15 protein-coding genes and 3 tRNA genes are annotated in these 13,587 nt (G+C 43.9%); 8 read left to right on the forward strand and 10 right to left on the reverse strand.

Annotated elements, in window-relative coordinates; all coding sequences use genetic code 11:
* Positions 1–8: 8 nt before the first annotated feature.
* From QZ157_RS10010 to purB, 3 genes are read right to left on the reverse strand one after another with little or no spacing between them, the layout of a single operon-like run.
* On the reverse strand, positions 9–815 hold the full coding sequence (locus tag QZ157_RS10010; protein WP_295145149.1) for a hypothetical protein: 807 nt from the start codon (positions 813–815) through the stop codon (positions 9–11).
* Positions 808–1,314 (reverse strand): hypothetical protein, encoded by a 507-nt coding sequence (locus QZ157_RS10015; RefSeq protein WP_295145152.1) that lies wholly within the window; start codon positions 1,312–1,314, stop codon positions 808–810. The genes QZ157_RS10010 and QZ157_RS10015 overlap by 8 nt, the downstream gene beginning before the upstream one ends.
* A gap of 21 nt (positions 1,315–1,335) precedes the next feature.
* A complete protein-coding gene (purB, locus tag QZ157_RS10020) occupies positions 1,336–2,664 on the reverse strand; it encodes an adenylosuccinate lyase (protein ID WP_295145156.1) in 1,329 nt (442 codons plus the stop codon).
* Between the two features lie 125 nt (positions 2,665–2,789).
* Here purB and QZ157_RS10025 point away from each other — a divergent pair, with 125 nt between their 5' ends.
* Complete coding sequence (locus QZ157_RS10025; RefSeq protein ID WP_295145159.1) at positions 2,790–3,698, forward strand: RluA family pseudouridine synthase; 909 nt, start codon at positions 2,790–2,792, stop codon at positions 3,696–3,698.
* A gap of 28 nt (positions 3,699–3,726) precedes the next feature.
* Here QZ157_RS10025 and QZ157_RS10030 read toward each other — a convergent pair whose 3' ends face one another.
* Entirely contained in the window at positions 3,727–3,984 is a 258-nt protein-coding gene (locus tag QZ157_RS10030; protein ID WP_295145162.1) for a hypothetical protein, read from the reverse strand.
* A gap of 58 nt (positions 3,985–4,042) precedes the next feature.
* Between QZ157_RS10030 and QZ157_RS10035 the strand changes: the two genes are divergently transcribed.
* Positions 4,043–4,405 carry a hypothetical protein gene (locus tag QZ157_RS10035; protein WP_295145163.1) on the forward strand — a complete coding sequence of 121 codons (363 nt, stop codon included), beginning with the start codon at positions 4,043–4,045 and terminating at the stop codon, positions 4,403–4,405.
* A 44-nt stretch (positions 4,406–4,449) separates the two neighbouring features.
* Here the strand turns inward: QZ157_RS10035 and QZ157_RS10040 are convergent, their stop codons facing one another.
* The 5 genes from QZ157_RS10040 to hisF all read right to left on the reverse strand — a co-directional run bounded on the left by QZ157_RS10040 (position 4,450) and on the right by hisF (position 8,330).
* On the reverse strand, positions 4,450–5,370 hold the full coding sequence (locus QZ157_RS10040; protein WP_295145165.1) for a hypothetical protein: 921 nt from the start codon (positions 5,368–5,370) through the stop codon (positions 4,450–4,452).
* A 2-nt stretch (positions 5,371–5,372) separates the two neighbouring features.
* A complete protein-coding gene (locus tag QZ157_RS10045) occupies positions 5,373–5,702 on the reverse strand; it encodes a hypothetical protein (RefSeq protein ID WP_295145168.1) in 330 nt (109 codons plus the stop codon).
* 81 nt (positions 5,703–5,783) lie between these two features.
* Positions 5,784–6,875, reverse strand: coding sequence for a 23S rRNA (adenine(2503)-C(2))-methyltransferase RlmN (gene rlmN / locus QZ157_RS10050; RefSeq protein ID WP_295145171.1), 1,092 nt, complete (start codon positions 6,873–6,875; stop codon positions 5,784–5,786).
* Positions 6,872–7,537 carry a purine-nucleoside phosphorylase gene (locus QZ157_RS10055; protein ID WP_295145174.1) on the reverse strand — a complete coding sequence of 222 codons (666 nt, stop codon included), beginning with the start codon at positions 7,535–7,537 and terminating at the stop codon, positions 6,872–6,874. The genes rlmN and QZ157_RS10055 overlap by 4 nt, the downstream gene beginning before the upstream one ends.
* A gap of 37 nt (positions 7,538–7,574) precedes the next feature.
* Complete coding sequence (hisF, locus tag QZ157_RS10060) at positions 7,575–8,330, reverse strand: imidazole glycerol phosphate synthase subunit HisF (RefSeq protein WP_295145177.1); 756 nt, start codon at positions 8,328–8,330, stop codon at positions 7,575–7,577.
* A 103-nt stretch (positions 8,331–8,433) separates the two neighbouring features.
* Here hisF and rsmA point away from each other — a divergent pair, with 103 nt between their 5' ends.
* The 4 genes from rsmA to QZ157_RS10080 are packed head-to-tail and all read left to right on the forward strand — an operon-like array spanning position 8,434 to position 13,139.
* Complete coding sequence (gene rsmA / locus QZ157_RS10065; RefSeq protein WP_295145180.1) at positions 8,434–9,297, forward strand: 16S rRNA (adenine(1518)-N(6)/adenine(1519)-N(6))-dimethyltransferase RsmA; 864 nt, start codon at positions 8,434–8,436, stop codon at positions 9,295–9,297.
* Positions 9,245–11,395: a ribonuclease J gene (locus QZ157_RS10070; protein ID WP_295145183.1), complete on the forward strand. Its 2,151-nt coding sequence runs from the start codon at positions 9,245–9,247 to the stop codon at positions 11,393–11,395. The genes rsmA and QZ157_RS10070 overlap by 53 nt, the downstream gene beginning before the upstream one ends.
* A 9-nt stretch (positions 11,396–11,404) precedes the next feature.
* Positions 11,405–12,364 (forward strand): KpsF/GutQ family sugar-phosphate isomerase, encoded by a 960-nt coding sequence (locus QZ157_RS10075; protein WP_295145186.1) that lies wholly within the window; start codon positions 11,405–11,407, stop codon positions 12,362–12,364.
* Position 12,365: 1 nt separating this feature from the next.
* Positions 12,366–13,139, forward strand: coding sequence for a pseudouridine synthase (locus QZ157_RS10080; protein WP_295145189.1), 774 nt, complete (start codon positions 12,366–12,368; stop codon positions 13,137–13,139).
* A 3-nt stretch (positions 13,140–13,142) separates the two neighbouring features.
* On the opposite strand, the gene QZ157_RS10085 is transcribed toward QZ157_RS10080, so the two are convergent.
* Positions 13,143–13,218: transfer RNA gene (locus QZ157_RS10085), tRNA-Ala, on the reverse strand.
* Positions 13,219–13,335: 117 nt separating this feature from the next.
* Here QZ157_RS10085 and QZ157_RS10090 point away from each other — a divergent pair.
* Positions 13,336–13,410, forward strand: a tRNA-Gly gene (locus tag QZ157_RS10090).
* 25 nt (positions 13,411–13,435) lie between these two features.
* Positions 13,436–13,522 (forward strand) — tRNA-Leu (locus QZ157_RS10095).
* Positions 13,523–13,587: the final 65 nt, after the last annotated feature.

Genomic DNA, 13,587 nt, shown 5'->3' on the forward strand with positions numbered 1-13,587 from the left:
TAATTTAATTATAGTTTCTTAAAAGAATTTGCAATACGTTTTTCGCCGGCTATATCTGATTGATAAAATTTTTCAAATATGAGATTATGCAGATTTTCAATATCTTCTTTTATTGAAAATTCAATTTTACTTTTTTTAAAATTTTTAACATATTTTGAAGCATATCGCTTATAGTTGTCAAAATTATCCTGTAATTGCTTTAAATTATCTACTATTTGAGCAATTTTTTGAAGTATCGTTTTTGGTAATTTGTCTAGCTCTAGACTTTCTTTTATACTTAACCTTTCATAGTTTTTAAATTTTTCTAAATCATCTTTTGTCGCTTCTCTATAATAATATGATAAAAAGCTAAATACGGCCGTTAAATCACTAAATTTAAAAAAGTATACCTTATTATCAACAAATGCAACCTCGGTACGATTTTGTAAAACTAATATTTTTTCTTTTGTATGAAGTGTCGCAGTATCTTTAAAATAAATAAACGGCTTATCAATTAAATTTGTCTTATAAACTCTCTGGAAATAGATATTTTTTTTGTTAATCACAAACATATATTTTAAGTCAAGCAGGGTTTTCCTACTTATATTTTCAGCATTTGTCGTATTTAATAAATCGCTGATTTTTAATTTTTCCTCATTGTTTAAATCTATAAAAAAAACTTCATTTTCTTGCAGTATATAGTTTCCTGCATCTTGCACAAAGTTTATACTGGTTAAATTAGTAATTTCATCATAATTCCAAATATCGTTTAAACTGCTTCCTAAAATTTTATAAATTTTACTTTTGCCTTTACCAAACACAGAAATTTTACTCATCTCTCCCCTTTTCTAAAAATGTAAAATCATTTAGTCTGATTAAATTTGATAACTCGTTAATATTTTTAATATTTTGCCTTGAAATCAGAAATATTTTATAATTTGTTCCTGTATTGTTTTTTATGCTAACCTCATAAAAGTTAAATCCGAATAGTACAAATGGATTAAAGAAACTAAATTTACACCTTTGGATTAATATAAAAATTCCGGAAAAAATTATCAAAAATAGACATAAATTTCCATCATCAATACTTAAAGCAATCACAAAATAGGCGATATACATAGGTACAAATTTTGGCTCGGCAATCTCCACTAAATCACACTCCGCTCTTTCATCACCAAAATTTTTTGAGCAACATTTTAAAAATATATTAGAATAAATTAGCGCAAATAAAAATATACTAATAGCCCAAACATAGTGCTGTAATCTTAATAAAAATATAATAGCAATTGGTGAAATGGCAGAAATAACATAAAGCCAAGAGAATATTTTTATCAAAAAATAATGCATAAATTTATATTACCCAAAAACTCTTTTAAATATCCCGTCCACGTGCCTGGCGTAATACGCATAATCAAAGCACTCTTTTATCTCTGCCTCGCCCAGGCTTGCGCGCAGCTCCTCGTCGGCGAGCAAATTTTGCAAAAATAGGCTCTCGCCGTTTTCGTTTATCGCCTTTTTGCCCTCTTGCAGATCCGCCCAGACCTTCATCGCGTTGCGCTGTACGATTTTATACGCGTCTTCGCGCGAGATCCCGCGCTGCGGAAGCTGCAAAAGCACGCGCTGAGAAAAGACGAGCCCGCCCGTTAAATTTAGATTTTTCATCATATTTTCCGGATAAACTACCAAATTTGCGATCAAATTCATAATGCGCGCAAGCATGAAATCAGCCGTGATAAAGGCGTCGGGTAGAATAAATCGCTCGACCGAGCTGTGGCTGATGTCGCGTTCGTGCCAGAGCGCGACGTTTTCGAGCGCAGGCGTCACGTATGAGCGCAGCATCCTGCAAAGGCCGGTGATGTTTTCGCTAAGCACGGGATTTCGCTTGTGCGGCATTGCGCTAGAGCCCTTTTGGCCGGGGCTAAAGTACTCCTCGGCCTCGTAAACTTCCGTCCTTTGGAAGTGGCGCACGGCAACGGCGATCTTTTCGCAGGTGGCGGCTAGGACGGCGATCGCGCTGATGACGTGGGCGTAGCGGTCGCGCTGGATGACCTGATTTGATGCTGGAGCAGGCTTTAGGCCGAGCTCGGCGCAGGTTAGCTCCTCAAACTCGAGCGGTGCGTGAGCGAAGTTTCCCATCGCGCCGCTTAGCTTGCCGTAGGCGGCGACCTCTTTGGCGTCCTGTAGCAGCTTTAGCGCGCGCGCGACCTCGTCGTACCAGACCGCAAGCACGAGCCCGAAGGTGATCGGCTCGCCGTGGATGCCGTGGCTGCGGCCGACCATCATCGTATTTTTGTGCTCCTGCGCTCTGGTTTTGATCGCGCTCATGAGGCCCTTTACGTCCTCGATAATGAGTTCCATGCTGCTTTTGATCTGAAGCGCGACGGCGGTGTCGATGCAATCTGAGCTAGTCATGCCGTAGTGCACGAAGCGGCTCTCCTCGCCCAGACTCTCGCTCACGCTCGTTAGAAACGCGATCACGTCGTGCTTGGTCGTCTTTTCGATCTCATCGATGCGCGCTACGTCAAATTTTGCGTTTTTGCAAATTTTCTCGCAGTCCGCATCGCTGATGAATCCCAGCTTATTCCATGCTTTGACCGCAGCCTTCTCGACCTCCAGCCATGCGCCGTATTTTGCCTGCATATCCCACTTCTGCGCCATCTGCTCGCGCGAATATCTCTCTACCATACTTTAGCCTTTTTTATGTGAATTTTTGTATAATTTTTTAAGGAAAGATTATATAAAAACTGGGCTGAAAAGGCGGTTAGTATCCGCTAAATTTGCCCTTAAATTTTAGATTTAAAGAGTGAAAATTGCCTTATATTCATAAATTTATCGCGCATGCCGAAAGGCAAAAAGCGTATGAAATTTTACTGCAAAACGGCTATAAAATGCGTGAAGCCCAGCGCCTAATCGACAAAGGTAGACTAATCTGCGACGGCACGGTCGTTGATGAAAAAAATGCCTTGTTAAGCGGTAAAATTTGTCTGATAGAGTATGAGACGAATCCGCGCGGTTTAGGGCCGATTTTTGAGTGCGATAAATTTGCGGTTTTTGATAAACCCAGCGGCGTGCTCAGTCACCCAAACGGCAGGCACTGCGAGTACTCGCTAAATGACGAAATTTGGTCGCTCTACGGCCGAGAGGCCTCAGTCGCGCACCGTCTAGACTGCGAAACGAGCGGACTCATCGTCGTAGGCAAAGACAAAAATGCGGTCGTAAATTTGAAAAAGCTTTTTGAAAACAGGCGGGTTTATAAAAGCTACGTCGCGCTCGCGCACGGAAAAATAAGCGAAAATTTGCGTATCGAGGCAAATATGGATCTAGCAAACGACTATGACGACGTGAAAATGCGGATGCGAATTTGCGAGGACGGCAAAAGCGCTGTGACGGAGATTTTGCCGATGGAGTATTTTGCCGATATCGATGCGACTCTGGTGCGAGCCGTACCGCTCACGGGCAGACAGCATCAGATTCGTTTACATTTGTTCCACGTGGAACATAAGATTTTGGGCGAACCGCTCTATGGTCTAGCTCGACCGCAAATCGAGAAAATTTTAGATAAAGAGATGAGCGAAAGAGAGCGAATTTTAACGACTGGCGCGCCGAGATTGCTGCTGCATTCGGATGAAATTTGCTTTAAATTTGACGGTGTGAAATACAAAATAAAATCCAAATTTGACGCTAAAGAGGAATTTTATAAGCTCGTAAAGCACGGATAGATTTTGAGCCGATTTGTCAGACTGCTTTTTATTTTCCGTTTGCCAGTCTTATAAAATCTTGCGGCATAAAAACGGTAAATTTTGGATATGCAACATCTACCAGCGATAGCGTCAAGCACGAAACGATGGCGCAAAATTTAGCTACGATTAGGCATGATGCACCCCGCATAAAAAGCTCAAAAGATAAACTAACGTAAATTTCGTTAGTAAATTTGGCCTTGTTAGTTAGCGCACGGTTAAATTTAGACGGCTGGAAATGGGTTTTAGTACCGACCGGTTGGATCAAGCGGAAATTTATGGGGAAGAGATATAAGCAGGTAAATTTTATTCAAGGAGTGATTTTTATGAGTTTTATTAAAAAGACTTTCGGCGGACTTAACGCGTCTTATTACCTGCGGCATCTATTTTTCGGCGCTATCTTTACGGCTTCGTTTATAGCGCTTATGTATAATGGAGGCGATAAGCGAATTTTTAGCTATCTTATCTTTATCGCAAATATCTTTTTGTATCCATATTCTCGCTTTGTTTATGAGAGTATCGTTGATTTTATATTTGGAGATAACGTATTTTTCGTAAATGCGCTATTTTTACTTGTAGCAAAATTTATAACCATGCTGCTTTGTTACGGTTTTGCTTTTGTTATCGCGCCGCTGGGGCTTTTGTATCTATACTTTTATCATACGAAAAACAAAACCTTTGACGAGTAAAAATCAATTTGCGCGCTGTGGCCGGGCAAATTTATAGCCAAAGGCTAAAAGCCGAATGCCGTCTCTCCGCTGCCGATTTTTACGACTTTGCCGCTTTGCGTCATCACGCCTAGGCCGTGCTCCATATCCCACGAGCAGCTAAACTCAAAGCCTATTTTCGCGGTTTTACCGCTAAGTAAAATATAGATATTTTGTAGCTCCAAAAGCCTGCCAAGCTCGTGCGGCGCGTAGATATTTGGGATAAAATCACTCTTTGTCTCGCTCGGATAGTCGTAAATTTCTTGCCATTTTGGATAATTATTGAAAATCTCGGTCAGAATTTCGTTTAAAATTTCCTCCTGATTTTGCCTCAAAAAATCAACAGCGTTTGAGTGCGTGCGGCTTGGCTCGTATACCTCATCGCCTTTTTTGTTTAGAAACGTGCAATAAAATTTTGCCTCTTGCTCTAAAATTTTACCGAAATGTTCGAGTTCTATCTCAAATCCGAAATCATCAAATTCATCTTCATCATACTCTTCTTCTATAAATTCAGGCAAAATTTCAGGATTTGCAAGATAATCTTTAAAAAATTTAGCGATGCGTTCGTTTCCGGCAAAAACATAGTCCCTGTCCGCGTCGTAGCTTTTTTGCAGATATTTTAGCGCCGCTTCTTTTTGACCGCAGGCTAGACAGCGCTCGCCTCTATAATAGTCCTTCACGTAGGACGGCCTATCTTTTGCCTTATCGCACTTATACATCTCATCGATCCAGCGCAGGACGTTGGCGCAGTCTTTCAGCTCTTCGTATTCGCTTATCATGCGGTGCGCGTAGATGTACGCATCGTAGATTTTGTACTTTTCCTCGTCTGCTTCCGCCCATTTTGTTTCTATGAAATTTACGATCTGTGCTTCGGTTATCGTTGATTTTTTAAGTAGCGATTTGCTTAAAAATACGTCGATTTCGTCCATTATTTTTTGCGCGTTCATTGTTACTCCGTTATAAATTTCCTACTGATTTGCCTTACGATCTGAAAATAATCGCCGAATTTTTCCTCGACTTTTTTGAAATTTTTTATCTTATACATATCCTTTTTATCGCGATGACAGAGCATCAAATAAGTCGTAAAGTGTAAAATGTCTAAAATTTCGGCACGCAAATTTCTATCTTCTATCTCGGTTTCTAGGCAAATTTTTAGGATTTTCTTAAAAACTTTCTTATCAAAATAGCAAAAATCGTAGAGCAAAACGAAAAACGAGTCGTCATTATCTCTATCTATCTGCTCTCTCAAAAATGCTATATCATCGGTTTTGTTCGTCATAAAAAGCCGTCTTTATAATCAGTCCGAGTCCCGCAAAAACAACAACGCAGACGAAAACTATCTGGGATATATCAAGTAGCGTCATTTTGTCGTCTTGGCTATCGTTTTGCCGCTCGTTTGGTTGTCGCGCTCTTTTAGCTGACCGCACGCTGCGCTGATGTCAAGGCCCTTGCTCTGCCTGATAGTGCAGGTCACGCCGTGATCGCGCAGATATGTCTGAAATGCCTCCATATCGGCCGCGTTCGGGCGTTCGTATTCGCTGCCTTCGTGCGGATTAAAGTAGATCAAATTTACCTTTGCTTTGATGCCGTGTAGTAGCGAAACGAGCTTTTTGGCGTCTTTTATACCGTCGTTCATGTCTTTTATGACGAGATACTCAAACATCACTCGCTTACGCATATCGATCGGAAAGCCCCTCACAGCCTCCATAACGGACTCGATTTTGTAAGCGTTATTTATCGGCATTAGTTTGCTGCGTAGCTCGTTAGTAACGGCGTGCAAAGATATCGCTAACAGCACGCCCAGATCCATCTCGCCGAGCTTTTTTATCTGGCTGCCTAGCCCACTAGTACTAACGGTTTGGCGGCGCGGAGCGATAGCTAACCCGTCGTTTTCTTTTAAAATTTTTATAGCTTTACTAACGTTTTCTAGGTTATCTAGCGGCTCACCCATGCCCATATATACGACGTTTACGCGGCGCTCATAGGGGATTTTGTTTTCTCTTTTTATCCATAAAATTTGACCTACGATCTCGCCCGACGTTAGGTTTCTCGTTAGTCCGCTCTTGCCCGTTAGGCAAAACGAACAGCCCATGCGGCAGCCAACCTGCGAACTAACGCAGATCGTATAACGAGCGTGACGCGCTACTTCGCCGTTTTCGTCGCTGAGTTCCTCTTTCATCGGCAGCAGCACGCTTTCTATCCGTAGCCCGTCTTTGAGCTCAAAAAGATATTTGATCGAGCCGTCGGCGCTCTGCTCAAATTTGACGCATTTTAGCGGGTCGAGGTAAAACTCCTGCGCCAAATTTGCACGCAGATCCTTTGGCAAATTTAGCATTTTATCAAAACTCGTCGCATTTTTCTTATATAGCCACTCGAAAATTTGCTTTGCGCGAAACGGCGGCGAGAGTTGTTCTTTTAGCTCGTCTAATGTAAAATCAAGCAAATTTTTCAAATGATTTCCTTTTGTTTTAGATATTTTTCGAGCTCATTTTTGGCTTGCTCGTGGTTTTTGATAAAGTCCGCGTGTGCGTTTTTATCGCAAAAATTCGTCGCTACGAATATGCCGTAAGCGGGGATTTGAAATTTTTGCGCGACTTTAAGGACGGCAAAAAATTCCATATTTTCTAAAAAATATCCACGCGCAAAAAGCTCGTGAGCTAAATTTTGATAGGTTGTGATGAAATTTGAGGAGTTTACCTTGCATGTTCCACGTGGAACAACAGAAGCGATTTCGTTTTTTATCGGCGAATAGCTCTTGTTTTCTAGGCTTGAAATTTCGATATTTGCCGCGGCCGAGCTCTCGTAAATTTCAAAAATTTCACCTTCCTTGTAAAGTCCTGCCGAGCCTATAAAAATGATTTCTCTCGGCAGCGCGTTTAAAATTTTATCCGGATTTTGAGAGGATTTCGCACTTTGCAAAATAGGCGAATCAATCAAATTTAGCCTCTCGTCGAGCTGTCCATTAGCCGTCAAATTTTGCTCGTATCTACCGCAACCATCAGCCATAGCTCGCTTTTGCAAAAGCGCCGTCAAATTTATGCTCATATCCACTAGCCCGACGCCCATCGGTAGCGCAAATGGAAATATTTCGTTTCGTCCCGCTGAAATAATCACGCCCTATCCTTTTTCGCGCTAAATTTGAGCTCAAATTTCACAGTCTAACCTCGATGCCGTTTTGTCTGAGGTATGTTTTAAGCGCCCTAATCTCGATCTCTCTAAAGTGAAAGATCGACGCTGCGAGACATGCGTCCGCACCCGCTAAAAATGCGTCTTTGAAGTGCTCCATTTTGCCCGCGCCGCCGCTTGCGATGACGGGGATATCAAGCGCGCTAAAAATTCGCGTCAAATTTAACTCAAAGCCGTTTTTAACGCCGTCGCAGTCCATCGACGTGAGTAAAATTTCGCCCGCGCCGCGCTCCTGAGCCTCTTTCGCCCAAGCAAGCGCACCCTTGCCCGTATCTAGCCTGCCGCCGTTTATAAAAACGCTATAGCCCTCGCCTGTTTTCTTTGCGTCGATCGCGACGACGACGCACTGCGAGCCGAATTTATTCGCCGCTTCGTCTATCAAATTCGGATTTTTTATCGCGGCGGAGTTGAGGCTTATTTTGTCGCAGCCGACGTTTAGCAGGCGCGAGATATCGTCGATCGTGCGGATGCCGCCGCCAACGGTCAGCGGGATAAAAAGCTCGCGCGCGACCCGCTCCACGACGTCCACGATCGTATCGCGCTCAAGGTGTGACGCCGTGATATCGAGGAAGCACAGCTCGTCCGCGCCCTCCTCGTTGTAGCGTTTGGCTATCTCGACCGGATCGCCCGCATCCACGAGACCTACGAAATTTACGCCCTTTACCACGCGTCCGTCTTTGACGTCTAGGCATGGGATTATGCGTTTTGCAAAATGGTTCATCGCTCTTCTTTAGCTAAAATTTGGCTTTATTTTAGCTAAATTTGACTTATCTAATCATTACATAAGATATTTTTGGGTAAAATCGGCGAAATTTAGGAAAAAAATGGAAAATATTAAAGCAAAAAAATGCTTCGGGCAAAATTTTTTACACGACGAAGCGACGCTAAACAAAATCATCCAAGCGATTCCCAAAGATACGCAAAATATCGTTGAAATTGGGCCTGGCTTAGGTGATTTGACATTTAGAATTTTGCGGATTTGCGGCGTAACTAGCTATGAGATAGATACCGAGCTTTTTGCGCTGCTGCAGAAAAAATTCGCAAACGAAATTCAAAACGGACGATTGAAACTTTTTTGCAAAGACGCGCTGGATCAATGGAGCGAAGACGGCCTAAGCGATGAGCCGTATTTTTTAGCGGCAAACCTGCCCTACTACGTCGCTACGAAGATGATCCTAAATGCGATCGAAGACGAGAAATGTCGCGGCCTGGTCGTGATGATACAAAAGGAAGTCGCGCTCAAATTTAGCGCAAAAAGCGGCGATAGAGATTTTAGCTCTTTGGCGATTTTAGCCTCGCTTCAAGGCGGCTGCGAGCTACTTTTTGACGTGGATGCGAGCTGCTTTAATCCGCCGCCGAAGGTGACTTCTTCGGTTATAAAACTGCAAAAAAGTAAAAATTTAATAGGCGAAACCGGAGTATTTGAGAGTAAATTTGAATACGAAAAATTTAAAACTTATCTCAAAATCGCCTTTAGCGCGCCTAGAAAAACGCTAATGAAAAATTTGAGTTCAAGCTATAACAAGCTTGAAACCCAGCGAATTTTCAGTCTGCTAAATTTGAGCGTAAACATCCGTCCGCACGAGCTAAATGTCGATCTTTATCTAGAAATATTTAAAAATTTAAAGGAAGATAATGAACGACAAGAACGAAGAAAAAGCGGTGGTTTCTCAGGGCAAGAGCAATAAAAAACGCAGATTTCGCCCTAGAAATAAAAATAAACAAGAAAATTTAGATCAAAACGCGCAAAACGGCGAGCAAAAAGCTAGCCAAAGCGTGATAGATAATTTCTTTTTAGAGCCTTTTGACGGCGGCGAACAGCACGCGCTAAACGGCGAGCAAACTAACGCTAACAAACAAAACGGCAAAAAAAATCGCACTAAAAATGGCAAACAAAACTCTCAAAATAGCGCACAAAACGATAATAAAAACGCTAACAAACAAACCACTAACGCCGAAAATCAAACAGCGGAAGCTAAGCCTAAAAAACAGAGAAAACCGAAGAAAAATTTACCCGCTAAGCTAAACGGTAACGAGCAGTGGCAGCAAGATATCGCCGCGTCTATGGAGGCAAACAAGGCTGTCCATGAACTACGCCTCGAACCGATGAAATACCTAAACTCGACCGATCACAGGATCCGAATCACGCCTCTTGGCGGACTGGGCGAGATCGGCGGAAATATGACGATATTTGAGACCGACACGAGCGCAATCATCGTCGATATCGGCATGAGCTTTCCTAGCGAGAGTATGCACGGTGTAGATATCCTCATCCCCGACTTTGACTACGTGCGCAAGATAAAAGACAAGATAAAAGGCGTCGTCATCACGCACGCACATGAGGATCACATCGGCGCGGTGCCCTACTTTTATAAAGAGTTTAAATTTCCGATTTACGCTACACCGCTACCGCTTGGTATGATAAATAACAAATTTGAAGAGCACGGGCTAAAGCAGGAGCGTTCACTTTTCCGCTCGGTCGAAAAGCGCAAGCCGTATTTGATAGGAGATTTTGAGGTCGAGTGGATACATATCACACACTCCATCATCGACGCTAGCGCGCTTGCCATCACGACAAAGGCCGGCACCATCATCCACACGGGCGACTTTAAGATCGACCACACGCCGATCGACGGCTACCCTACCGATCTGGGGCGCCTAGCCTACTACGGCGAGCGCGGCGTGCTGTGCCTGATGAGCGATAGCACGAATAGCTATAGAGAGGGCTTTACTAAAAGCGAAAGCAGCGTGGGTAAGACCTTTGATGCGATTTTCTCAAAAGCCAAAGGCCGCGTGATAATGAGCACGTTTAGCTCCAACATCCACCGCGTCTATCAGGCGATCGACTGGGGGCTAAAATACAACCGCAAGGTCTGCGTCATCGGCCGTAGCATGGAGCGCAACCTTTACACGGCGATGGAGCTTGGCTACATCAAGCTGGATAAGAAAATTTTTATCGACGCTAACGAAGTCGGCAAATTTAAAGATAACGAAGTACTGATCGTCACCACCGGCTCTCAAGGCGAGACGATGAGCGCGCTGTACCGCATGGCTACGGATGAGCACAAATACATCAAAATAAAGCCGACCGATCAGATCATCATCAGCTCAAAGGCGATCCCCGGCAACGAAAGCAGCGTCTCGACGGTGCTAAATTTCCTCATCAAATCAGGCGCTAGCGTCGCGTATCAGGACTTTAGCGAGATACACGTGAGCGGTCACGCAGCGCAAGAGGAGCAAAAACTGATGCTGCGCCTAATAAAGCCTAAATTTTTCCTTCCTGTCCACGGCGAATACAACCACATCGCAAAGCATAAAGAAACGGCCGTAGCCTGCGGCGTGGACGAGCGAAATATCTATCTGATGAGCGACGGCGATCAGATGGAAATTTGCCAAAAATACATGAAACGCGCCAAGACGGTAAAAACGGGCAAGGTCTTTATCGATAACCAAATCAACAAGCAAATTTCAGACGACGTCGTGATCGATAGGCAAAATTTGGCTGAAGCGGGCGTCGTGATGATCATCGCGCAAATCTCTCGTCACGGCGCTAAGCTCATAAATAAGCCTCGCGTCATCAGCTACGGTCTGGTTGGCGACAAGCAAGACGGCGAGTTTAGAAAAGAGATGGAGGGCGTGCTTGAGCAGTATCTAAGCAACGTTAAAGAGGAGCTTTTAAAAGACGGCAGGATGCTTGAGGGGCAAGTGCGCCAGGTCATCCGTAAGCATATATTTAGAAAAGTTAAAAAATATCCGACCATCGTGCCGATCATATACCTGATGTAAGGGCGCAAAATGAGCGAGATAATAAAAGTAGCCGCTAACGTGCTAAAGATGGAGGCTAACGAGCTAACAAGAAATGCCGAAATTTTAGACGGCGAATTTGAAAAAGCGGTCGAGATTTTATACCAAACCAAAGGCAAAGTCGTGGTCACGGGCGTAGGCAAGAGCGGACACGTCGGTGCCAAGATCGCCGCGACGCTTGCTAGTACTGGTACGCCTAGCTTTTTCATGCATCCGACCGAGGCGATGCACGGCGATCTAGGTATGATCGGCAAGGATGATACGCTACTAGCCATCAGCTTTAGCGGCGAGAGCGAGGAGCTAACCAAAATCCTGCCTCACGTGCAGCGTTTTGGCGTGCCGATAGTTGCGATGGCGAAGGATAAATTTAGCACGCTGGGCAAATTTAGCGACGCGTTTGTGAAACTTGACGTTAGCAAAGAAGCCTGCCCGCTAGATGCCGCACCGACTAGCTCGACGACGCTAACGTTAGCCCTAGGTGATGCGTTAGCGGTTTGCCTGATGGAAAAGCGAGGCTTTAAAAAAGAGGATTTTGCAAATTTTCATCCAGGTGGAAGTCTTGGCAAGAGATTATTTTTAAAAGTAAAAGACGTGATGAGAAGCGAAAATTTGCCGATAGTCCGCTGGAATGCGAGCCTAAAACAGGCGATCGACACGATGACGCACGGCAAACTCGGTACCGTCCTTATCGTGGATAAAGACGGTGTTTTGGATGCGATTTTAAGCGACGGAGACCTTAGGCGCGCGCTGATGAGAGAGGACTTTGATCTAAACGATGCCGCGATCAAATACGCGACGCTAAAACCAAAAGAGCTAAACGATAAAGAGATGTTAGCGATCGATGCGTTAGCACTTATCGAGCGCTACAAGATCCAACTCCTAGCCGTCGTGGAAAACGGCGTTCCGGTCGGCGTTTTACACATACACGACCTTGCAAATTTAGGACTATAAAATGCAAAAAAGCAGACTAAATAAATTTATATCTCATAACACGAGTTATTCGCGCAGAGAGGCCGACGAGCTCATAAAACAGGGAAAAGTTAGCGTAAACGGTCGCGTCGTTAGCGAGCTGGCTACTAGCGTTAGCGATGAGGATAAAGTAAGGATAAACGGCCGTCCCGTGCGGCTAAAGAAAGAATTTACGGTGATTGTTTATAACAAACAAAAAGGCGAGCTGGTTAGTAAAAAGGATGACCGCGGACGTAAAACGATCTATGATAGTTTGGATCGTCAGTTTGCTAAATTTGTTAGTATCGGGCGGCTTGACTACGCTAGCGAGGGACTACTTTTGCTAACGGACGCCCCGGCGATCGCAACTGCGCTAATGAATAGCGACGTAGAGCGCGAATACTATCTAAAAGTAAAAGGCGAGATAACGCCTGAGGTGATAACAGCGATGAATGAGGGCTTTTTCGCCGCCGACGCTACTAAGGGCGCGCATGCTAAAACCGCGATAAAATCGATGGAATTTAAGCCGTTTTTAGACTATAAAATTTTCGGCGCCAGCGGCGGCTTTACGAAACTAAAAGTCGTGATAAACGAGGGACAAAACCGTGAGCTACGAAGGTTTTTCGGCTATTTCGACCTTGAGGTAATGGATCTAAAACGCGTTAGTTTCGGGCGCGTAGATCTTGGTATGCTAAAGCCCGGTAAATGGCGATACTTTGAAAACGGCGAATACGAAGCGCTGAGGGATTTTTTGAAAGTTAATAATATTAGATATTAGTCATGGTGGAGTTAAGCGGGATCGAACCGCCGACCTCTTGAATGCCATTCAAGCGCTCTCCCAGCTGAGCTATAACCCCAATCATTGAAAGGATTTTGGAATTATATCATTTTTATCTTACGAAATTTTGAAATTTGACGAAATAAAATAAAATTTTAAGCAAAAATCAGCTAGAATCTCAATTCTCAAACAAAATGCGGGAATAGCTCAGGGGTAGAGCACAACCTTGCCAAGGTTGGGGTCGCGAGTTCGAATCTCGTTTCCCGCTCCATCGGTTTTAAATTTAGGGAATTTTTGCCCGGGTGGCGGAATGGTAGACGCAAGGGACTTAAAATCCCTCGGTATTTTTTACCGTACCGGTTCAAGTCCGGTTTCGGGCACCATTGACTTTTAGGCGACATAGCCAAGTGGTAAGGCATGAGCCTGCAAAGCTTTGATCCCCGGTTCG

The organism is uncultured Campylobacter sp., from assembly GCF_905372745.1.
In the GTDB taxonomy this organism is placed as follows: domain Bacteria; phylum Campylobacterota; class Campylobacteria; order Campylobacterales; family Campylobacteraceae; genus Campylobacter_A.

What these genes read in the sequence shown, in the direction of transcription:
- QZ157_RS10010 (WP_295145149.1), bottom strand. Translation starts at nt 815, where the DNA reads ATGAGTAAAATTTCTGTGTTTGGTAAAGGCAAAAGTAAAATTTATAAA.
- rsmA (WP_295145180.1), top strand. Translation starts at nt 8,434, where the DNA reads ATGGAAAATATTAAAGCAAAAAAATGCTTCGGGCAAAATTTTTTACAC.
- hisF (WP_295145177.1), bottom strand. Translation starts at nt 8,330, where the DNA reads ATGAACCATTTTGCAAAACGCATAATCCCATGCCTAGACGTCAAAGAC.
- QZ157_RS10070 (WP_295145183.1), top strand. Translation starts at nt 9,245, where the DNA reads ATGAACGACAAGAACGAAGAAAAAGCGGTGGTTTCTCAGGGCAAGAGC.
- QZ157_RS10075 (WP_295145186.1), top strand. Translation starts at nt 11,405, where the DNA reads ATGAGCGAGATAATAAAAGTAGCCGCTAACGTGCTAAAGATGGAGGCT.
- QZ157_RS10040 (WP_295145165.1), bottom strand. Translation starts at nt 5,370, where the DNA reads ATGAACGCGCAAAAAATAATGGACGAAATCGACGTATTTTTAAGCAAA.
- QZ157_RS10045 (WP_295145168.1), bottom strand. Translation starts at nt 5,702, where the DNA reads ATGACGAACAAAACCGATGATATAGCATTTTTGAGAGAGCAGATAGAT.
- QZ157_RS10080 (WP_295145189.1), top strand. Translation starts at nt 12,366, where the DNA reads ATGCAAAAAAGCAGACTAAATAAATTTATATCTCATAACACGAGTTAT.
- QZ157_RS10035 (WP_295145163.1), top strand. Translation starts at nt 4,043, where the DNA reads ATGAGTTTTATTAAAAAGACTTTCGGCGGACTTAACGCGTCTTATTAC.
- purB (WP_295145156.1), bottom strand. Translation starts at nt 2,664, where the DNA reads ATGGTAGAGAGATATTCGCGCGAGCAGATGGCGCAGAAGTGGGATATG.